This window comes from Pseudoalteromonas sp. MMG024 (genome assembly GCF_021654175.1).
Classification (GTDB): Bacteria; Pseudomonadota; Gammaproteobacteria; order Enterobacterales; family Alteromonadaceae; genus Pseudoalteromonas.
This window is the reverse complement of sequence record NZ_JAKFZO010000002.1, coordinates 222481-243578: the sequence shown is the minus strand read 5'-3', so window position 1 is coordinate 243578 and position 21098 is coordinate 222481. Positions and strand designations below refer to the sequence as shown.

At 42.0% G+C, this 21098-nt stretch carries 16 protein-coding genes; 8 read left to right on the top strand and 8 right to left on the bottom strand.

Features of this window, described 5'->3' with window-relative positions; all coding sequences use genetic code 11:
* Window positions 1-27: 27 nt before the first annotated feature.
* The 8 genes from L1068_RS02830 to L1068_RS02795 all read right to left on the bottom strand — a co-directional run bounded on the left by L1068_RS02830 (window position 28) and on the right by L1068_RS02795 (window position 10813).
* On the bottom strand, window positions 28-2118 hold the full coding sequence (locus L1068_RS02830) for a hypothetical protein (protein ID WP_237128983.1): 2091 nt from the start codon (window positions 2116-2118) through the stop codon (window positions 28-30).
* A 39-nt stretch (window positions 2119-2157) separates the two neighbouring features.
* Window positions 2158-2775: an OB-fold-containig protein gene (locus L1068_RS02825; protein ID WP_237128982.1), complete on the bottom strand. Its 618-nt coding sequence runs from the start codon at window positions 2773-2775 to the stop codon at window positions 2158-2160.
* Window positions 2776-2802: 27 nt separating this feature from the next.
* Entirely contained in the window at window positions 2803-3123 is a 321-nt protein-coding gene (locus tag L1068_RS02820; RefSeq protein WP_237128981.1) for a hypothetical protein, read from the bottom strand.
* 23 nt (window positions 3124-3146) lie between these two features.
* A complete protein-coding gene (locus L1068_RS02815) occupies window positions 3147-3836 on the bottom strand; it encodes a PspA/IM30 family protein (RefSeq protein WP_237128980.1) in 690 nt (229 codons plus the stop codon).
* Window positions 3837-3854: 18 nt separating this feature from the next.
* Window positions 3855-4265, bottom strand: a complete 411-nt coding sequence (locus L1068_RS02810) for a DUF2170 family protein (protein ID WP_237128979.1) — start codon at window positions 4263-4265, stop codon at window positions 3855-3857.
* A 267-nt stretch (window positions 4266-4532) separates the two neighbouring features.
* Window positions 4533-6056 (bottom strand): tryptophan halogenase family protein, encoded by a 1524-nt coding sequence (locus tag L1068_RS02805; RefSeq protein WP_237128978.1) that lies wholly within the window; start codon window positions 6054-6056, stop codon window positions 4533-4535.
* Window positions 6047-7585, bottom strand: coding sequence for a tryptophan halogenase family protein (locus L1068_RS02800; protein WP_237128977.1), 1539 nt, complete (start codon window positions 7583-7585; stop codon window positions 6047-6049). Before L1068_RS02800 ends, L1068_RS02805 begins: the two co-directional genes overlap by 10 nt.
* A gap of 189 nt (window positions 7586-7774) precedes the next feature.
* Window positions 7775-10813, bottom strand: coding sequence for a TonB-dependent receptor (locus tag L1068_RS02795; protein WP_237128976.1), 3039 nt, complete (start codon window positions 10811-10813; stop codon window positions 7775-7777).
* Between the two features lie 415 nt (window positions 10814-11228).
* Between L1068_RS02795 and L1068_RS02790 the strand changes: the two genes are divergently transcribed.
* The 8 genes from L1068_RS02790 (at window position 11229) to L1068_RS02755 (ending at window position 21054) form a co-directional block, all read left to right on the top strand.
* Window positions 11229-12455: an amino acid deaminase gene (locus L1068_RS02790; RefSeq protein WP_237128975.1), complete on the top strand. Its 1227-nt coding sequence runs from the start codon at window positions 11229-11231 to the stop codon at window positions 12453-12455.
* Between the two features lie 17 nt (window positions 12456-12472).
* Window positions 12473-13345, top strand: a complete 873-nt coding sequence (locus L1068_RS02785) for a MurR/RpiR family transcriptional regulator (protein WP_237128974.1) — start codon at window positions 12473-12475, stop codon at window positions 13343-13345.
* Window positions 13346-13347: 2 nt separating this feature from the next.
* Window positions 13348-14808 carry a D-aminoacylase gene (locus L1068_RS02780; RefSeq protein ID WP_237128973.1) on the top strand — a complete coding sequence of 487 codons (1461 nt, stop codon included), beginning with the start codon at window positions 13348-13350 and terminating at the stop codon, window positions 14806-14808.
* 74 nt (window positions 14809-14882) lie between these two features.
* Entirely contained in the window at window positions 14883-15269 is a 387-nt protein-coding gene (locus tag L1068_RS02775; protein ID WP_054980188.1) for a RidA family protein, read from the top strand.
* A gap of 43 nt (window positions 15270-15312) precedes the next feature.
* Window positions 15313-16764 carry a sodium:solute symporter family protein gene (locus L1068_RS02770; RefSeq protein ID WP_237128972.1) on the top strand — a complete coding sequence of 484 codons (1452 nt, stop codon included), beginning with the start codon at window positions 15313-15315 and terminating at the stop codon, window positions 16762-16764.
* A 41-nt stretch (window positions 16765-16805) separates the two neighbouring features.
* Window positions 16806-17747, top strand: coding sequence for a sugar kinase (locus L1068_RS02765; RefSeq protein WP_235576757.1), 942 nt, complete (start codon window positions 16806-16808; stop codon window positions 17745-17747).
* Entirely contained in the window at window positions 17728-20136 is a 2409-nt protein-coding gene (locus L1068_RS02760) for a family 20 glycosylhydrolase (RefSeq protein WP_237128971.1), read from the top strand. The genes L1068_RS02765 and L1068_RS02760 overlap by 20 nt, the downstream gene beginning before the upstream one ends.
* Window positions 20137-20145: 9 nt before the next feature.
* Window positions 20146-21054: an SMP-30/gluconolactonase/LRE family protein gene (locus L1068_RS02755; RefSeq protein WP_237128970.1), complete on the top strand. Its 909-nt coding sequence runs from the start codon at window positions 20146-20148 to the stop codon at window positions 21052-21054.
* The last annotated feature ends 44 nt before the right edge of the window (window positions 21055-21098 follow it).

Sequence of the window (21098 nt, the reverse complement as noted above, 5' to 3'; positions counted from 1 at the left end):
TATAGTGCGCTTTTTTCACAGTGGAAGTTAGTCTTGCGTTTCAAGTTTTTGAGATTGGCTTAAATCAATGCCCAATAGTGATAAAAGTTGAGATTTTTGTGAATCACTTGAGTTTGATAACTGACTCAGTAATTTGCTCATGTTGATGTTTTTAAGTGTCTCTGATGACTCGTTCGCGCCAGCAAGTACGCCTTTTAAATCTTCAACTAAATTACGGTCGCCATTTAAATGATCTTTGAATACTGTTTGTACAACTTGGCTCTCATCAACTAAACCATCAATTGATTTACCAAGTGATATCGCTTTCATAAACTGATTAAAGAACTGACCATCGCCGCCCATAATGTTAATGTCCGCATTTCCTAGCGTTTTCGCTAACACCTCTGCTTGATGAGCCGCGATGTCTTTACTTGCATCAATTTTCGCAAGAGTAAGCTCTTTTTGCTGTCCTAACTCTAGAGAGAATGTTTCATAATCACGTGCTTCTTTATTCATCGCATTTAATGCTTCGAGCTTCTCTTGCAAACCTTTTGCTTCTGCGGTCATCTTAAGCTCAAGCGTATCAGCTTCCGCTTGGCCTTGTTGTTTAATAGCATCGGCCATCGCAGTTTGCACTTCAGCTTCAGCGTTACCTATTTCACGTTTTCCTTGAGCCTCAGCTTCTAATTGTTGTCTTAGTTTCGTTGCATCTACTTCGCCTTGAATTGCTTCAGCTTCAGCCTTTGCCTTAATAACATCAGCTTCAGCAAGACCTTTAGCAGCTATTTCAGTTTGTTCGGCTTCCGCCATTATCTTAATCGATTCAGCTTTTTGATGTGCTACACGAAGCTCTGCTTCCGCCATTTTTTCAAGCTCGCGTACTTTGTATTCAGCTGCTTGCTCTTTTGCTTTTGCAGCTTCAATGTCCTTAACAAGCGCTTCTTCAGCTTCAGCTTTTGCTCTAATAACAATGGCATCTTTTTCACGCTCTGCGGCCGCGATTGTTTGCACATCTTTTATACGTTCTTGCTCTTCGGCAACTGTTTTTTCAACGGCTACGCGATCTCGTTGAACATCTGCAATTTCTTTACGTTCGACTTCAAGTGCTTTTTCTTTATTGATACGTAAAATTTCAATTTCTTTCTCGCGATCGATTTCTTCGACCTGACGTGCTCGCGTTACTTTTTCTTCTTCAATAGCTAAAACACGTAAACGGTTTTGCTCTGCAATGTCGATTTCACGTTGCTTGTTCTCTTCTGCAATTGCGATTTGTTCATCTGCGGCAACGCGTGCTTCTTCCGATTTTACACGTTCTTCGTGCTTAACGCGCTCAGCTTCAGCTGTTTCACGAGCGCGCACTGTTTCAATTTCACGCTTTTGTTTGGCTAACACATCTTCACGTTGACGCTCTATTTCCTTAGACTTTTCAAGCGCAGCTTGGTTTTGATGTTCGATGTTGATCTTTTCGTTACACTTTAGCTGGTTTGTTTCAACATTCTGTTGCGCGGTTTTTTCAGTAATACGGCGAATACCCTCGGCATCAAGAATATTGTTAGGATCAAGCATTTCTATCTTTGTTTGCTCTAAGTAATCAATTGCAACGTCTTCAAGAGTATATCCTGATAAGTCTTGACCAATGACTTCTTTAATTTTGTCTCTGAACATATCACGTTGTGTAAAGAGCTCTTCAAACTCAAGTTGCTTACCAACGGTTTTTAATGCTTCTGAAAATTTAGCTTCAAAAAGCTCTTGCAGCGTTTCTGGTTGCGAAGCGCGTGAACAACCTACTTGCTTAGCAACACGTAAAATATCTTCTTTACTTTCATTAACGCGGATATAAAACGTTATAGCGATATCTGCGCGAATATTGTCGCGGCAGATTAAACCGCTACTTTCGCGACGATCTAATACCATACGTTTAGTTGAAATATCCATCACTTCCATTTTATGAATAACTGGATAAACAATACCACCTGTGGTTGTTACATCCGGCTCATTTTTCATTTTATTGATGATAAGCGCTTGGCCTTGTTCTACTTTTCGATAAAATTTGCCAATGATAAGTAAGATGCTAAAAATGATAGCAACGGCTATACCTGCAACTGTCAGGATTGGCATTAAGTTGTCTAAAAATTCCATGTTTTCTTCCTGAATTTTCCTAGTTATATAAGTGTATTGTTACCAAGGCTTATCTGCGATGATGTAACTGTGTTGACTTGATTGGTGTTCAATGAGTACAGCTTGATCACCAGATTTAAATTGATTGTTATGCTCGCAACGTACTTCAATGAGATGTTCTGCTCCATTATGAAAAACGCGGGCTTGTCCAAAAGACTGTGTAACTTTACCGGTCGCAATTGTGCATTCTAAACCGAGAAGATCATTGCGAGATGCAGTATTATGGCCTTTAAAAAACCGTTTAAGAGGCTTTAGAAATACGATTGTAAGTGGCACGGCAGCAATAAGGCTTGCTAACAACATGAAGATGCCGAATACATAAAATAAAATGCCGTCACCTAGTAAGTAACTAAAAAACATTTGGCAATAAATACTGAACATCCAGCTGAGCATAATTACTAGGCTCAATGAAATAGTAAGCGGAACACCACCAAATGCCGCTTGAAACCATCCGGAATCACCACCCACGTCAGCTTCGGCATCAACGTCGACATCCCCTTCAAGCATATCAATATCTGCAAACCCAATCAGGGTAACTGACCAAAATAAAATAACTATCACCATTAGCAAGGTATAAATGCTACTGGGAAAGCTAAATGCGGTATTTAGAAAATCCATACTAGAGTCTCGTATTGTGAATGTTGGTTAATTAGGCTGTTGTGCAAATTGAATTAGTATCTCAGCTACTTTTTGTTTAACACTGCGTTTATCATTTGGGTCGACATTAAAGCGAGTGGCTAGTAGCTGTAATTCTTCATCGTTTAGATTAAAGCTTAAGCGCTGGCGAGTTTTCTTGGATTTGACTTCCAAATCGAGAATCCGTCGGATCATGTCGGATGGTGTTAGCTCAGCATCAATAGCTTTTTTTTTGATGAACTTTTGCGCTTCTGAACTTAAATCAAAAGCAAGCTGAGTGGCTCTGACAGCTTGCTCTTGCTTTTGCCAAGAGTCCTTCTTGTTAATCACATGTAGTCCTTTACATTTTCAACTTAGCTTTGTTTAGCCTTGATGCGATCTAAGATTGCTTGGCTGCGAGTTGCTTCTTTACCTATGCCAGCTTCTTGCATCTTGCTTTCAAGGTCGCTGTCGCTTGACTCTGCATCAAGCATCTCTGCCGCATTAATCTGGTCTTGCTTGTCAGCTTGGCGCTGCTTGATACGTTCTAAAGATTCTTTAGCAGACGCCATTGAAGAGTTATTACTCACTAGGGTGTCATTAACTGCCAAAGTGGCTTTTTGTACGCTCTCAGTTGTTTTAACCATACTCAACTGACGTTGGTTTTCTTGGATTGTCTTTTCAGCTTTTTTAATTTGCTGTTTTAAAGTGACAATGTGATTTTGAAAACTCTGTAACACTTCTGTTTGATGGCTTTTCTCTTGCTCAAATTCAGCTATCTTTTGGGCAATTTCTAATGCTAACGATTCATTGTCTTGAGAAAGAGCTTGGGCTGCAAAGTCTTCATGCTCACTGATTTTAGCGTCAACGGCTTTGATCGCTCGATTTGACTGCATTTCTTTTGCCATCACTTCCGTTAAACCTTTCTTTGCCTGATTTAACGCGGCTTTTGCATCGACAATCTCTTGCTCAAAAATTCGAATTGCGTTTGCATCCACAATACCTTCACCGGCTTCGCGCGCACCGCCACGCAGAGCGGTAAATAATTTTTGGAAAATACTCATAAGTTTACTCCTGTAAAATTAGTCCGTTAGATATTCAGAAATGGCTTCCAGCGCGTCGATGCTGTTGGCTGCTAAAGTGATTATTTCGTGTTCTATTTGTTCGAACGTTGAAGTGGTCGATAGCGCACCGAAAATAGCGTATTTGTCGTCGATTTTTGCAAATGCACTCAGTGGCATTGGTACATTGAGCTGTAGCAATAAGTTATTGAGCTCAACTTTTTGTTCTGGTTTGATTTCTTCTTCGTTGAAGAGATATGAGATACACAATACTTGCTCTTCGGTGCGTGTTACAAAAATAGGTAATTCATCGTTACCGTCTACGATAATTTGAAGAACGTCTTGGCTACTGTTTGAAATGATAAATGACTCAAACTCTGCGGTTTGAGAATTAGCGTTAGCTAATTTAATTGATAGTTCATTTAAATCCATATTACTGACTCCTTAATCCATGACATAGTATGTCTTCTTGGCACAAAATCTCATACAGAACTAATTAAGTCAATGATACGTTGTAAAAAAGGTACAAAAAAGCGATCTATAATGCTTACTTTAATATTTAATTAACCTAGGCGATGTCATTGTGGGCAACTTAACTCAAAGTACATTTTCACTTCAACTGATGATTGAAGAAAGTTTCACTATGCGGTTAAAAGGATCGGCTGCAAGAAACCGTTCCTAATGATAGATAAAGATGATTCACTTAAAAATCACCTCTTCTGCCGGGCAATACTTTTGTAAAAAGTCATCGTGCGTGGGCTGCGTTTCGGCGCACTTTTTTAGTGCATTTCTGCCAGCCATAAGACTTTTTGCCAGCGTTTCACTGTTAAGCGCATCTAAGGTTGGGTTGTAACCATTGGGTATCACCCCCATCCCATCAAACACCGCATACCAGCTGGTGGGTTGGAATAGCTCTTCTACACCTGGGATCAATCCGCCGCTTTGTCTAAAAAACTCAATGCGCTCAGATAAGCTTGCCGGAATTTGTTTTTGCTGCCAGTCGCGCCAAAACGCTGAGTCGTCTCGTTTCGTGGTGCAGTAGTGCAGCACTAAAAAGTCGCGAATTTCTTGATAATCGCCAATAATGCGGCGGTTAAATTCGTTTTGTAATACCGCATTTGGCTTTTTAGTCGGAAACATGCGCACAAACAGTGCCAGTGATTTAGAGACTAAATGAATTGCAGTGGATTCAAGCGGCTCTAAAAACCCCTGTGCCAGACCAAGTGATAGGCAGTTTTTATTCCATACTTTATCGCGCACACCTGTAACAAACGGGATCACTCTTGGCTCGGTTAGCGGCTCGCCGTCAACATTATCAAGTAAGGTTTGAATCGCTTCTTCATCGGTGATGTATTTGTCGCAATATACATAACCATTGCCAGTGCGGTGTTGCAGCGGAATATGCCAGCTCCAACCGGCTTTTTGCCCGCGCGAAACGGTATACGGTTTGGTATCACCCGTAAGTTTGGTTTGTACCGCAACAGCGCGATTACAGGGTAAATGCTCAGACCAATCTTGGTACTCAGTATTAAGCGCATTACCAATCAATAAACCCTTAAAGCCCGTGCAATCAATAAAAAAGTCGCCGCTTATTGTCTCGCCTGATTTTAATGTGACGGACGATATATGTCCGTCAATCGTTTTGCTAATTGATTCCACGTGGCCAACGGTGCGTTTTACACCAATGTTTTCAGAAAATTTACGTAAGTATTGGCCTGCCAGCACCGCATCAAGGTGTAGCGCAAAGCGGGCGCCTGCAAGTGGCGTATTCATCGCTTGGTGCGGTACAAAAAAGCGATTTTTTTCAGATAATACCGCTTCTGGCGAGTAAGCCATTAACGGCGTGTTGTCGCCTTCGGCTTTTTGTTTTAGCCAACATTGGTAAAACTCGTGACCATCAATCTTTTGGCCAACTTCACCAAACGGGTGAAAATAGCTATGCGATTCTTGATACCAGTTTTCAAACTGAATACCCCATTTAAAACTGGCTTGAGTGGCTTTTATAAATTCAACTAAATCGATGCCTAAGCTTTCAAGCGTATCAATGAGCGGTGGAATCGTGGCTTCGCCGACACCAATAATATTGACTTCGTCTGATTCAATCAGCTCAACTTGGGTGTTGCTGTTTTTAAAAATATTGCCAAGCGTTGCTGCAGCAAGCCAACCTGCGGTGCCGCCACCGACAATAACAAACTTTTCAATGGGATTGTGTGTTAACTGCATACCGCTTCCTGTTGCTTGATTGGTTGATAGCCACAGTGCTTCTCTAAAAATTCGCTGTGGGTAGGCGCATTGTTTACTTGGCTTGAAACCATTTCGCGCATTTTAGTTAAATGTGCGTTTAAGTAATTGAGCGGCATATTATCTGCGCTTGCTTGGTAGTTTTCGGGTAAAAAATTTAAACCGTGGTAAATAGCCAGCCAACTGTCAGGGCCAAACATTTCCCAAGGCAGACGTTTTAACTCGCCAGTTTTAGCAAAGGTTAGCATTTTCTCTTCGAGTGATGCCGGAATTGCCATATCACGGTAATACTGCCACATCGGGCTGTCGCTGCGGCCGTTTAACTTATAGTGCAAAATAATAAAGTCTCGTACGCGCTCATATTCTTGTGCATTCACATCATTAAATTTAGCGACATCGTTTATTGAATATTGATTGCTATTGAAAGTAAGTAAGAGTTTTTCGATGGCCGTTTCAACAAGTGCAATGCTGGTGCTCTCTAATGGCTCTAAAAAGCCAGAGCTTAAACCAATGGCGACACAGTTGTTATGCCACGCTGTTTTGCGCCTGCCAGGGGTAAAACTAAATTTACGTGGTGGTTGTATAATGTCGCCACTGATTGATGTAAGCAAGCTTCGCTCTGCTTCTTCATGGGAAAGGTATGTGCTGCTGTAAACGTAGCCATTGCCAACGCGATGCTGAAGTGGAATACGCCATTGCCAGCCGCCTTTTTTCGCGATAGCGAGAGTACGAGTGATGGGCTCAGTCGTTGCGCTTGTTTGCACTGCGATAGCGCTGTCATTTAATAGCCAATGGCTCCAATTTTCATATTCAACAGCTTGGTTTTCACCAATTAACAGCGCCTTAAAGCCAGAACAATCGATAAATAAATCCGCCGCGATGCTTGAGCCATCTTCAAAATGTAATTGACTAATGCTGCCATCAAGGTGATTTTCAATGCTAAAAATGGTGTTATCGATATGCTGAACACCTTTATTGGTTGAATAATCGAACATCAGTTTGGCAAACAAGCTGGCATCAAAATGCAGCGCCCAATCAAAAATTTCTAACTGGTTTTTTGGTTTTATTTTGGGTGGCACAAATTTGTTGTGTTTTGCCATTTGCACGCCAAGTGAGTAATCAGTTAAATCGCTGTGTGCACCTGCACGCTCTGCGCGTAACCAATAATGATGAAATGGGGTAGTAGGCGTACTTTGCCCGTAAATGCCAAACGGGTGAATAAAGCGGGAATTTTCACCTGCCCAGCCTTGAAATTCAATGCCAAGTTTGCAGCTACCTTTGGTAGCTTTTAATACTTCAACATCACTCAACCCTAACTTTTGGTAAAAGCGGCGCAAAGTTGGAATGGTGGCTTCACCGACACCTATGGTGCCAAGTTTACTTGATTCGATTAGGGTTATTTTACAGTGTTTTAGCGGGGCGTGATTAGCAAGGGCTGCAGCTGTCATCCAGCCAGATGTGCCGCCGCCAACGATGACGATGGAATTTATTGTTTTTGTCGTTTCTGTCATGGTTCACACTCGTGCTTATACTTCAATACCAATTTGATTAAGTAACTTGATTAAGTAAATAGGCAATTAGTTAATCAAATGGGTATTTGCATTGTATCGTGATGAAACCAAAAGAAAAGACTGCCGCCAAATGACGGCAGTCTTGGGCAGAAAGTGTTAATTCAACCTAAATCCTAATAATTCTAAGGATTAAAATGTTGCCCTAACACCAAGGGTCCAACGCGATTCATACTCGTTACGGAACGCTTTTTGTGAAGAGAATTGCAGATAAGTCTGTTGTACTTCTTCAGTAAGGTTAGAACCGTGAATAAAGATATCTAGGTTTTCAGTTGCATGGTATGTTGCACTGAAATCAAGTTGCGAATAAGGGTCCTGGAGAAGACGTTGTTTAGCTACAGAATTGTCAGAGCCTTCTGTGATCATACGTTCACTACGCGAATTCCATGCTAAACGCGTTGAGAAATCGTCTTGTTCGTACCATAGTACAAAGTTGTATGTATGCTCAGAGTTACCTGGGAACGGTCGCGAACCAAATGGGCTTGGCTCATCAGTTTCGTAACCACTATCACTGTACGTATAGTTAACATCTACACCAAAGTTATTTAGAATTGCTACGTCCGTATAGTCGCTAAACGCTGCTTTCATGCCAACTTCAACACCTTGGACGTGACCACCCGTACCTTGTATTTGTGTACTGAAGGGCCAAGGACCACGACGGATACCATCGTCATCTGGCTCATCGATCATTACTTCACCACCTGTAGTAAAGCTTTCAATATCGATTTTATAAAACGCTAAGAACATCATTGACGCTTCGCCGTTATACCATTCAGCAGATAGTGAGAAGTTTTCTGAACGCCATGGGTTAAGAGCCGGGTTGCCTGTTAGGGTACCATTTACTACGCGTAAACAGTCACATTCACCGTTAATGGCTTTACCCACTGTTTTACCACCGCCCCAGCTAGCAAGGCTAAGTGCTTGCATATTTTTAGAGTAGGCACCACGAACAATCACATCTTCTGTAATATCTGCAATGATATTTAGTGAAGGTAAGTAATCAGTGTAACTACGCTCAGTTACCACATCACCGATATCCGGGCCTAAACCTGAGTGAGGTAAGTTTGAACCAGCAAGGTTTTGCTTAACATAAAGGTCAGTTTCAACCACCTTCATACCAAAGTTACCGCGGATCATTTCCCACTCGAAGTTAGCTTGTGCAAAGTAGCTGAACTCGTTTAGTTTTACATCATATGATGCACCGGCATTTTCTGTACGCTGAACATTACCAAACGTATCTAGGTGGAATTGACGAGGGTCGCGGAAGTTAGATGGGTCAATTGCCCACATTGTCGGAATGCCCTTAACGCTTCCAAAGTCAGAAATTTGGCTAACTGTTGTATAGGTATCAAGGCGTGATGGACCTAATAATGTATATGGTACCCAAGTACCTGCAGTTAAATCGCCAACATCTTCTGTTAGGTATTCACCTGCCGCTGGGTTACCTTCACAGGTATCAACAGTGTGGTATTGGTCAACCGCTTTCCACTGTGCAATATCACAGCCATCACCAAATTCAGACGTGTATGTAAATTGGTCGTGATCTACTTTACGCTCCATATAGCGTACACCAAAATCAACACTTGTAATGAATGGAAGATCGTCAAATTGGTAATTCCAGTTTGTGCTGAATGTATTGATTTCCCCTTCATCATCGGTATTACCTTCTGATGAGAATGCACCAATATGGTATGAATCTAAGCTGCCCATGTAGTCAGCAATTGTCATCTGGCCTTGACCACCGTCAACCATTTGGTCAAAACCACTAAATACTGGAGATTCGCCACGTGCATCATATCGGATAAGGAATGAATCATCTTCGATGCCGCCTGGTGCAAAGGCTGCGTAACAACCACCTTGGTCGCCCACAATCGTGTCACCTGCTCCACAGTACTCAGCTGGTGTGAACTGACCTGGGCCAGTTACACGAGTTCCTTGGTCAATACTCAGTAAATCACCTTCACCATAGCCGTGACGCATGCTTGCATCCGCTTTAGCACGTGTAACACGTACTTGACCAGACAATGGACCGCCATTATTGAAGTTTAGCTCTAAATTTAAGTTGGTAGATGTTTCATAGTTGTTGTTCACCTGAGTGAACGTCTGCATGCGCCATGGCTGCAGGTAAAAATCATTTACCGAACCCCACTCATTACCATGAATATCGGTAAATTTATCAGTGTAGCCTGAATCTGTTGGGAATGCATAGTCATTAAAAGAGTACCAACGGTTGTTATGTGAGAAGCCTTGACGTTCGTTGAAACGCTCTTGATCGGTATAGAAAGCTTCAAAAACTAGCTCAAAGCCTTCACTTAAGTCAGCTTGAAAAGCAAATTGATAACCTTGACGCTCACGCTTTTCTTGCTTGTTAAATGCCGCAAAACCTTGCGGTACAACGTGACGAATGTCGTTACCTTGAGGGTTTTGACCCCATGTGAAGTTGTTGTTAGCCGCACCGATACCACCATTTTCAGAGGTATCGAAGAAACCATTGTAGTCAGTAGCAAGGGTTGCTTCTTGTGCTACTGCTGAGAATAAAACCCCCCATTTTTCAGCGTTGTAGCTAACTAAACCGTTTAGATTAGGATCGGTTTCGTTACTAATAGAGCCCTGTGTCACATCTGCTGCAACGTTTGTTGTCCAGCCTTCGCTCATATCGAATGGACGACGTGTTTTAAGGTCAACTGCACCGGTGATACCAGAAACTGTACGTTTCGTTTCACTTGTTTTATAAACATCAACACCAGAGAAAAGCTGAGAAGGTAAGTCTCCAAAGTCAGCGCCTGATGAATCAATGGTGGTTGCACTTAAAAATACTTCGCCGTTAAGTGTAGTATCAACTTGCGACATCCCACGAATTTGAACTGGACCACTTTCACCTGCTGTACGCTCAACCTGTACACCAGTGATGCGCTGTAGTGAGTCTGAAATTGTTACGTCGGGTAACTTACCGATATCTTCTGATGCAATGCCATCAACCTGTGAAGGTGCAAAACGCTTTACGTTAATTGCTTTAACGGTGCTGGCGCGAATACCTTTCACCTGAATGACTTCCATTTCGGCGTCTGCCGATGATTTTTCTTCAGCGATAACGTTTTGTGCGAAACCGGCAGAGAGAGCTACCGCTATGGTTGAAGACAACACGCTTCGTTTAAATGTTCTGTTGGACACAGTTTTCCCCTATTAGTGTTTAGTTCTATCAGAAAATAATTCCGAGAAACCTTATTGTTGTGATTACTTGTATAATTTACTGACAGCGTTGTCATTGCTTGTCAAAAAATTAATAAAAGGGTCGTAACTTCATCAGTAATGTACGCGTTTTACAGCTCAATTCACGCAGCGCTAAACTCTTATCAACAGCCCAGTTTAGCTGATACTTGAAAGTTGACTCACCTAGTTCAAATGTGAATGTCTGTTACATCTAATGTTAAAAAGTAACATATAAAAATCTTGAACTTGTTACTTTTTAACATTAACATAATTAAAAAAGCAACACTTTGATAACAAATTTGTTTGAAATGCATCTAGATTGAATAGAATTGTATTAGTTGGGTGTTTCGCTGTTAGCAATTTGGTAACAATTTTTATGAATGAAGTAATTAAAGGTGCGGGAAATCCACAATCTCTAGCACACGGTGGCTGGCATATATTGCGTGAAGAAGTGAGTTTTCCGGTTGCAGTATTATCACAATCGGCCATTAATAATAACGCAAAGTGGATGAGCGACTTTTGTCAAAAGGCAGAAGTAAACTTAGCCCCCCACGGCAAAACCACAATGGCACCCGAGCTTTTTAAAATGCAGCTTGAGCACGGTGCCTGGGGCATTACCCTTGCAACGGTTGCGCAAGTACTTAACGCAGTAAGTCACGGTGTTAAACGAATTATTCTGGCAAATCAATTGGTAGGAAAATACCACTTTGAGCAAATAGCCAACTTACTCGAAAGCATCGATGTAGAATTTTACTGTTTTGTAGATTCGGTGGAAAACGCCAAGCAAATAGGCCGCTTTTTCGATGCGCGAAAAGTATCAATTAACATTCTTTTAGAAATTGGTGCACAAGGCGGTCGCTGCGGTTGGCGTGATGTGAATAATACCGATGCATTTTTAGCTGCATGTAAACAACATCCAAGTTTAAAGCTCGCAGGTATTGGTTTTTATGAAGGGGTGATTGGCGGTAGTAATGCCCTCGATAAAGTCACTAATTTTGTTGATGAAATCTATCAACTCGCAAGCACACTTCGACAACAAAATGCGTTTGATGTGGGTAAACCTATTATTACTGGTGCGGGCTCTGCCTGGTATGACATCGTAGCGAATACACTAGGCAAACATAATCACCAAGATAGCTTTAATTTAGTCATTCGCCCGGGTTGTTACCTCATTCATGACACTGGCATTTATCAAGATGCACAAAATGCGGTGATGGCACGCAGTCAATTAGCGTGTGACGTAACAGGTAATTTAGCCTCGAGCTTAACGGTGTGGGCCTATGTTGTATCGCGCCCCGAAGCAGGGCTTGCCATTGTTGGTTTAGGTAAACGTGATGTCGCATTTGATGCAGGTTTACCAAAAGCAGAATTAATCTATCATGTTGATAACCAAACATTGCAAGCGGCTGATGCCTTAATAGAAACCGTTAAAATTATGGATCAGCATGCGATGCTAACCTTGTCTGACAACTGCAATCTGAAAGTGGGTGATATGGTCTGTTTTTCGACGTCTCATCCGTGCTTAACATTTGATAAATGGCGACAAGTTGCAATCGCCGATGATGATTGGGTAATTCGCAAAACCATTTCAACCTTTTTTTAGCTAGGAAGCAGTAACATATGGATATTATTAACAAAATAAAAGAAGGGTTAGGGCACTTTAGCCCAGCGGAAGACAAAGTTGCTCATCTAATTTTGAGTGATCTTGAATTTGCAGCGACGGCTTCAATTAATGAGCTGGCAGACAAAGCGAGTGTGAGTCACGCGAGTATTACACGCCTTGCCAAAAGTTTAGGTTGCGAAAATGTGCGCGATTTAAAGTTTCAGATCACGCAATCGGCTGCGATCGGTGAGCGCTTCACTACTTCAGAACCAATCGAAAAGAAAGATATCTTTCATGTTTACTCATCAATTCAAGAAATTTTAGAGCTTAATGTCGGATTAATTAGTGAAGAAGCAGTCATGACCGCTGCAGAAGCAATCTGTAATACACGCCATTGCTTGATTTTTGGTGTTGGTGGCGGCAGCAGCATGCTGGCGATGGAATGTCAAAACCGCCTATTTCGCTTAGATGTGTTATGTAACGCCCACTCTGATCCTATGATGATGCGTATGACGGCATCAACCATCAACAAAAATGATGTGGTGCTGTGTTTATCGCTAAGTGGCGTATCGCCAGATGTGATTGCTGCTGCGCGTATCGCAAAAGAGTACGGTGCAAATATTATCGCCATTTGCCCGCTAGGTGAACTTGCTGATATTGCAGATGTGCATTTGCCGATTAAAACGCAAGAAAGTGATTACATCTTTAAGCCAAGTGCTGCACGTTATGCAATGATGGCCGCGATTGATATTTTATCAAGTGAAGTGGCAACTAAAAATCAGCGCCGCTCAAAAGAAAAGTTACGTCGTTTAAAAATTCAATTAGATCAGCACCGTAACCAAAACAGCGACGCGCCACCGGCGGACACTCGCTTTCCCCTAGGCGATTAAATATGAGTGATAATAACCACACTATCACTGTTATTCGTAATGCGACTGTTTACACGGGCGAGCTAAATGAATGGTTTGTTGGCGATGTTGCCATAAGTGACGACCGCGTTATTGCGCTTGGTGATTGCTCTCACCTCTACTCAGATCAAGACATTGATGCAACTGGGTTAACATTAGCCCCTGGTTTTATTGATGTGCATACGCATGACGATTTAGAAGTGCTGCGTAATCCGCATATGCTGTGCAAAGTCAGTCAAGGTGTAACTACGGTAATTGCAGGCAATTGTGGTATTAGTAGTGTGCCCTATGTTGCAGATATTGAGCCGGTAGACCCGATTAACTTATTGGGTCAGAAAGCAGATTTCAAACATCCCAATTTAGCTGATTTTAGAAGTGCTTTCGACGACATAAAGCCAAGCGTTAATCTTGCCCAATTAATTGGTCATACTAGCCTTCGCGCGCAAGTAATGAATGATCTATCAAAAGCTGCCTCAGAACAAGAAATTACCCAAATGCAGTCGTTACTGCGTACTCAGTTGGAAGAGGGCGCATTAGGGCTAAGTACCGGGCTTGCTTATCCGAATGCTAAAGCATCAAGTCGTGAAGAAGTGAATCGTCTTGCCAAATGCGTAACGCCGTTTGAAGGTGTGTATACCACCCATTTACGCACAGAATTTCAAGGCATTATTGATGCTATGGATGAAGCATTTGCAACCGCGAAGCAAGCAAAGCTTCCGCTGATTATTTCCCACTTAAAATGCGCCGGCATTGATAACTGGGGCCGAGTACAGGAAGTATTAGCGCATCTAGAAGATAAACGACAATCACAACTCGCGTGCTGCGATTGTTATCCATATGCCGCAAGCTCAAGCACGCTCGATTTAAATCAAGTCACTGACAGCACCGAGATTTACATTACGTGGTCTGAAACCCATCCTGAAATGGCTGAAAAAAGTTTACGAGATATAGCAAATAACTGGCAACTATCATTAATCGACACTGCTAAAAAATTAATGCCTGCCGGTGCGGTTTATCACTGCATGTTAGAAGATGATGTAAAACAGTTTTTAAGCTATGAGAACAGCATGATTGGCTCGGATGGTTTACCGTGCGATCCACATCCGCATCCGAGATTATGGGGTACGTTCCCAAGAGTATTAGGGCATTACGCAAGAGAGCAGCAAACGCTGTCTCTGGCATTAGCTATTCATAAAATGACAGCGTTGCCATCATCGCGATTTAAGCTAAACAATCGCGGCAAAATTGCGAAAGATAGCTTTGCAGATTTAGTGTTATTTGATGCAAAGGCGATTATCGATAACGCCAGCTATCAAAACCCTCAAGCACAAGCTGACGGCATTAAGTGTGTATGGGTCAACGGCAAAGTAAGTTTTGTTGAGGGTCTCGATGCGCAAAGCATTACGCAATATGGCAGAGCCGGGCGATTTTTAGCGCGCACTTAATATTAACGCCAACTAAATAAAAACTTTGAAATGTTGAGAGAAAGTTCTCAACGCAGCATTTAAAAGAGGAAATTATGACAATTAGACGTATTGGCGCAGAAGGCGGCACAGGTACAGGTGGCCAACATTTACCTTTTTCACGCGCAGTAGAAGCGGGTGGATGGTTAAAAGTTTCAGGACAAACCCCCATGCGCGATGGCGAAGTTGTAGAAGGCGGCATTATTGAGCAATCGCGTCTTGCCATACAAAACTGCATCGACATTATGACTGAAGCAGGGTACGGCCTAGAAACAGTGACCCATGTTTCGGTGGTATTAACTGACTCTCGTTATTTTCAGTCATTTAATAAAGTGTTTGCAGAAGTATTTGGTGAGCACCCGCCTGCGCGCATTTGCATGGTGGCAGACCTGGTTGTCGACTGTAAAGTGGAAGTGGATGTGACCTGCTACAAAGGTCAATAAGGGAACTAAAACCTTAAAAGAATAATAAAAAATAGGGGCACTTATGACATCACAACAAATGACGTTTCTGGCTGCATTTTTTGCCTATTTGCTTGCCATGATTGCAATTAGTTGGTTTGTTTCTCGCTGGCAAAAATCGGGTAGCGACTTTTTGTTAGCGGGGCGAAAAGTGCCACTACTTTTAACGCTCGGCACCACTGTTGCAACTATGGTCGGCACCGGCTCTTCGATGGGGGCTGTCGGCTTTGCCTATCAAAATGCGTGGGCTGGTGCGCTTTATGGCATAGGTGGTGCAGTGGGAATACTGTTATTGGCGTGGGTATTTGCACCTGTGCGCAAACAACAATTCGCTACCATGAGTGAAGAGCTTGCGAGCTATGTTGGCAATAACGCACTTGTAAAAAAAATCCTCGCTGTGATTATTTATGCCGCAAGTATTGGCTGGTTAGGTGCGCATTTAATTGGCGGTGGCATGTATTTAGCCTGGCTTACGGGTATAGATGATACCACTGCGAAGCTAATTATCGGCATTGGCCTTGCCATTTATGTCACTTTAGGGGGCTATTCTGCAGTGGTGTGGACCGATGCCATTCAAGCGATGATTTTATTTGTAGGATTTTTATTAATGGCCTATTTTGCGATTGATTCTGTCGGTGGTTGGCAAGCGGTACAAAACAATCAACTGATAAACGGTAGTGGCTTTTTGTCTTATCAGAATATCGGTCTTATTCCAGCAATCTCTATGTCATTTGCAGTATTGGTTGGGGTGATGGCAACACCTTCATTTCGCCAGCGCATCTATTCAGGTGACAATGTAAGCAGTATTCGCAAATCGTTTGTGATGTCTGGAGTATTGTATTTGGGGTTTTCTTTAGTACCTGCAATTATCGGTATTTGCGCTTATTTAATTAAGGGTGATTTAGATAATCCAGCGTATGCTTTTCCGTATATTGCACTTAATACTCTGCCACTGTTACTGGGTGGGATTATTTTATTAGCGGGCATTTCCGCCACCTTGTCGAGCGCAAGCTCCGATGCTATCGCTGGTGTGAGTGTGTTCGTCAGTGATATTTATGCGTGGCTTTTTAAAAAATCACTGAGTAAGCGACCTCTCACAGATAAACAGCAACTTGTATTGTCACGTTTTGCCATGGTTTTAACCGTGACCATTGCGCTGTTATTTGCCCTTTTATCAAATAATATCATCACCTATATCACTAAAATGATCTCGCTCGCACTGTGTGGCTTGTTTGTCATGGGGTTGCTTGGTCGTTTTTGGCGAAAGCTAACATGGCAAGGCAGTATTGCAATTTTAGTAGCGAGTACATTAACAGCTGCGCTAATAGGTTTTAACTCCAAGTGGCTCGCGTTTTTTGGTAACCCTTCAATACCGGCGGTAATAAGTGGCGCGTTTTTTGGCATTGTTGTGAGCCTAGTTACACAAGTAAAAACGCCATCAAAAATAGTGCAGAAGCATAAAGTGGAGCTAATGTGATGTTACAACCATTTAACTCTATTGTGTTTTTAGGCGAGTGTATGATTGAGCATCGCGCTGATGGCGATGTGTTTTTTGGTGGTGATAGCTTTAATACCGCCTATTATCTGAGTCAACTCATAACTTCTCAGAGCGAAAAGCCAATTCAAATTTATTACGCAACGGCAATAGGTCATGATAACCAAAGTGAAATGCTAAAAGCGTTAATGACACAATCTGGAGTGCAGCTTGATTTTGTGGCGCACCACCCAACAAAAACATTAGGGCAATATTGGGTTGACGTGAGTGATTGTGGCGAGCGTTCTTTTCGTTTTGATAGGCAAAACAGTGCGTCACGAGATTATTTATTGTTATCTAACAACTTACTTACAGCGCTTGAAACAAAGCAGGTGGATGCCATTTATCTTTCGGGCATAAGCCTTGCGATTTTAGATGAAAAGCAACGAGGTGTGCTTATAAACGCGTTACAGCAATTTAAAACGAAGGGCGGTATCATTTATTTTGATAATAACTATCGCCCGGCGCTTTGGCAGTCGATATCGCCGATTCAAGACTATTTTTCGTTAATGGCACTTGCCGACATCGCATTTTTAACCAATGACGATGAATATGCCGTTTATGGCACGCAATCGGTGAGCGATATTATTGACTTACATTTCAAAGGGAAAAGTTCTAGGCAAACCCTTGTTATTCGACAAGGTGCAGGGCCCTGTGTGATTCAAGAAGTAGGCAAAGACGCATTGCTTTATGTGGCAGCACAGCAGCTTGCCCAAAAGCAAGTTGTCGATACCTGCGCCGCAGGTGATTCATTTGCTGCAGGTTTTTTAGCGGCAATGTTAATTGGGCGTGATACGCAAAGTACCGCGCATTTTGCGCATAAGGTAGCTGCTTCGGTGATTCAGCAGCATGGTGCGCTTGTCCCAACTCATTTTCTTCCCAAACTTTCGAACCAGGAGTGTTTAGGTGTCGATACATTTTATTAGTAAAGCATGTGTATTTTTAAAGCTGTGTAGTTTATTGCTGTTTAGCACATCACTTTTTGCTGAAACCAGCTTAATGCCAATACCACAATCATTTGAGAGGCTAACGGGTGAACTGCGTTTATCTAATCAAATTGATTATTCATTTGAAGGGTTTAGTGATAAGCGAAAAGAATTTCAAGCAAAGCGTTTAGAATTGCACTTAACACGTTTAGCAAAGCACAAAATCACCTTAATAGACTTAGCAAATAACAAAAATCAAACCCCAGATAACGAAACCCTTAAAGTCATCGTGCGCGACAAGGAAAGCGATTTACTTGTGCCACAGCTCAATAACGACGAAAGCTACCAATTAGAAATTAACCAAAATGGCATCACACTAAACGCCAATACCGTGTTTGGCGCACAGCATGGTTTAACAACGCTCATACAAATAGCGGCAAACCATTTTGACAATCAACTGATATTACCTCATGCAACTATTACTGATGCACCACGATTTGCTTGGCGTGGATTATTAATTGACAGTGCGAGACATTTTTTATCCATTGAAACAATTAAACGTCAGCTAAACACCATGGCTTCAGCCAAATTAAATGTGCTGCACTGGCATTTAACAGACGACCAAGGTTGGCGCATTGAAAGTAAACGCTTTGCACAGCTTACGCAAAAGGCATCAGATGGCCTCTATTACAGCCAAAGTGAGGTAAAGGAAGTTATTGAGTATGCCGCTCTGTTAGGTATTCGAGTGGTGCCTGAATTTGGTATGCCAGGTCATGCTAGTGCCATTGCTGTTGCATACCCTGAGCTTATGGCAGAGGTAAAGCCCTATGAAATGGAGCGTCATTGGGGCGTATTTAAGCCGTTACTTGATATTTCAAAACCTGAGGTATACCAGTTTGTAGATAGTTTAATTGAAGAAATGACGGCTATTTTTCCTGATCAGTATTTACACATTGGCGGTGATGAAGTGGACCCCGAGCAGTGGCTAAATAATAAGGATATTCAAGCGCTAATGGCTAAGCACTCCCTTAAAAATGGCCATGATTTGCAGAATTATTTTAATACCCAAATTCAACCTATTATTGCTAAACACCAGCGCATCATGATGGGCTGGGATGAGATTTTTCATCAAGATTTACCAAAAGACATTGTGGTGCAATCATGGCGCGGTCATGACTCTTTGAATGAAGTCGCTAATAGCGGTCATTTAGGTATTTTATCGACAGGGTTTTACATTGATCAGCCACAATACAGCGACTACCACTATCGTAATGATCCACTACGCAAATTGCCTCAGGTTGATTTATCGAAACCGAAGTTATTGGCAAAGTCGTTTGTGATTGACCGCTTAAAAGGCAGTGATGTTAAAGGTGAGCTGGTTGTTTTAGGTGATCGGGTTTTAATTAAACTTAATAATAACCACCATCAGTTGGCATTTGTTAATAAAGCCCCCAATCACGCAACAAATTCATTTAAAGCCAAAATGGACAGTTGGATGGGGCCATTGACCTTTGAATTTGATTTAAAGGGCGAAAATAGCGCAGTGATGATTGGTAATAGCCGTTACCCAGTCAAGTTATCAACGCTCAATGCGCCCTCAGAAATATCGCTATCGCGACCATTAAAAAACACAAATGCAGCAAATATTTTAGGCGCTGAAGCCACCATTTGGAGCGAAATGGTGAGCGACGACAATATTGATTTGCGCATTTGGCCGCGTTTGTACGTGATAAGTGAACGCTTGTGGTCAAATGAAAAAAATACAGATGAAAACAGCATGTATTTGCGCTTGGCTTTTATCAATACATTCGCTGCAAATGTGATTGGGGCAGCGCACTTGTCGCAGCAACAAAGTGGTTTTGAACGCTTGCTTTCTAAGTCGCTTAGTAAACAAGAAAAAGTCACTACCTTAGCGCTTCTGAATACGATGGCAGCACTGCTTGAACCTGCTCATTACTATACTCGTCACCATATTAAATATTTAAACGATGAATATCATCAAGAGGCGCCACTTAATTTATTTGTTGATTATTTAAATGTTGAAAGCGAGCAAGTACGCCAAATTAAACGCTGGGTATTAGCCTATACCGCGGGCGATGTTAATTCGCTCACGCAATTAGATGATCAATTAATAAAGTGGCAAAAAGGCCTTGAAATGGGGTTTGAAACCCTTTCATCAAGTAAAACATTAAGCGAGCTAAAACCGACGCTTGTATCACTAACGCAATTTATTGGGCTTTCACAACAGGTGATAAGCAGTTGTAAAGGTGAAATAAAAGGCACCGGGTTAGACGAGCAATTGCTTGATTTACAAAAACTCACAGACGAACTTGTGATTGCAGGTATTTATCCAATGCGAGATCTCTATCTTGCTTGCACCGAACAATAAGGAATAACAATGAAATTAAACATAGCAAGTGCACTAATTCTGGCATTATTTGCCGCCCATGTAAGCAGTAACACGATATTCGAGACAAGTGACTGGGTGAAAGATAATGCGTTCACCAATGGCATAGAGGGCCCAGCGGTTGACTCGCAAGGTGTGTTATATGCGGTGAATTACAAACACCAAGGCACTATCGGTAAAGTGCTTGGTAAAGATAATGTTGAGACGCTCGTCACGCTTAAAAATGGCTCTATCGCTAATGGCATTCGCTTTGATAAAAAAGGCAACATGTATATTGCTGACTACGTTAATCACAATGTACTGAAAATAGCAGCCAAAGACTCAGCGCAAGGCGGCGAGCTCGCAGACAAAGTTAAGGTATTTGCTCATAATGCAAAAATGAATCAACCAAATGATCTCGCCATTATGGATAACGGTATTTTATTTGCGAGCGACCCAAACTGGCAAACCAGCACAGGTAATTTATGGCGTATAAACCAACAAGGTGAATCAAGTTTATTAGAGGCGAATATGGGTACCACTAATGGTGTTGAAGTAAGCCCAGATAATAACACCTTGTATGTGAACGAAAGTGTGCAGCGTAAAGTTTGGCGTTATGATCTTGACGCCCAAGGCAATGTTTCTAATAAACAACTGCTGATTGAATTTGATGATTTCAGCCTTGATGGCATGCGTACAGATAAGGCAGGTAACTTATATATTGCACGCTATGGTGCAGGTGTTATTGCGGTGGTTTCTCCAAAAGGTAAATTACTAAGAGAAGTAAAACTAAAAGGGCAATTTCCAACAAATGTGGCGTTTGGTGGCAAAAACGGTAAAAACCTGTTTGTAACCATGCAAAAACGCGGCGCCATTGAAACCTTTAATGTGGATATTGCTGGTAGAGCCTTTAACTTGTAACTCGTGATGAATACGTGAAAATTATTGCAACTTTTTAGCGCATA

Coding starts and splice junctions, on each gene's coding strand:
- L1068_RS02830 (WP_237128983.1), bottom strand. CDS start 2,118: ATGGAATTTTTAGACAACTTAATGCCAATCCTGACAGTTGCAGGTATA.
- L1068_RS02825 (WP_237128982.1), bottom strand. CDS start 2,775: ATGGATTTTCTAAATACCGCATTTAGCTTTCCCAGTAGCATTTATACC.
- L1068_RS02815 (WP_237128980.1), bottom strand. CDS start 3,836: ATGAGTATTTTCCAAAAATTATTTACCGCTCTGCGTGGCGGTGCGCGC.
- L1068_RS02810 (WP_237128979.1), bottom strand. CDS start 4,265: ATGGATTTAAATGAACTATCAATTAAATTAGCTAACGCTAATTCTCAA.
- L1068_RS02805 (WP_237128978.1), bottom strand. CDS start 6,056: ATGCAGTTAACACACAATCCCATTGAAAAGTTTGTTATTGTCGGTGGC.
- L1068_RS02800 (WP_237128977.1), bottom strand. CDS start 7,585: ATGACAGAAACGACAAAAACAATAAATTCCATCGTCATCGTTGGCGGC.
- L1068_RS02790 (WP_237128975.1), top strand. CDS start 11,229: ATGAATGAAGTAATTAAAGGTGCGGGAAATCCACAATCTCTAGCACAC.
- L1068_RS02785 (WP_237128974.1), top strand. CDS start 12,473: ATGGATATTATTAACAAAATAAAAGAAGGGTTAGGGCACTTTAGCCCA.
- L1068_RS02780 (WP_237128973.1), top strand. CDS start 13,348: ATGAGTGATAATAACCACACTATCACTGTTATTCGTAATGCGACTGTT.
- L1068_RS02775 (WP_054980188.1), top strand. CDS start 14,883: ATGACAATTAGACGTATTGGCGCAGAAGGCGGCACAGGTACAGGTGGC.
- L1068_RS02770 (WP_237128972.1), top strand. CDS start 15,313: ATGACATCACAACAAATGACGTTTCTGGCTGCATTTTTTGCCTATTTG.
- L1068_RS02765 (WP_235576757.1), top strand. CDS start 16,806: ATGATTGAGCATCGCGCTGATGGCGATGTGTTTTTTGGTGGTGATAGC.
- L1068_RS02755 (WP_237128970.1), top strand. CDS start 20,146: ATGAAATTAAACATAGCAAGTGCACTAATTCTGGCATTATTTGCCGCC.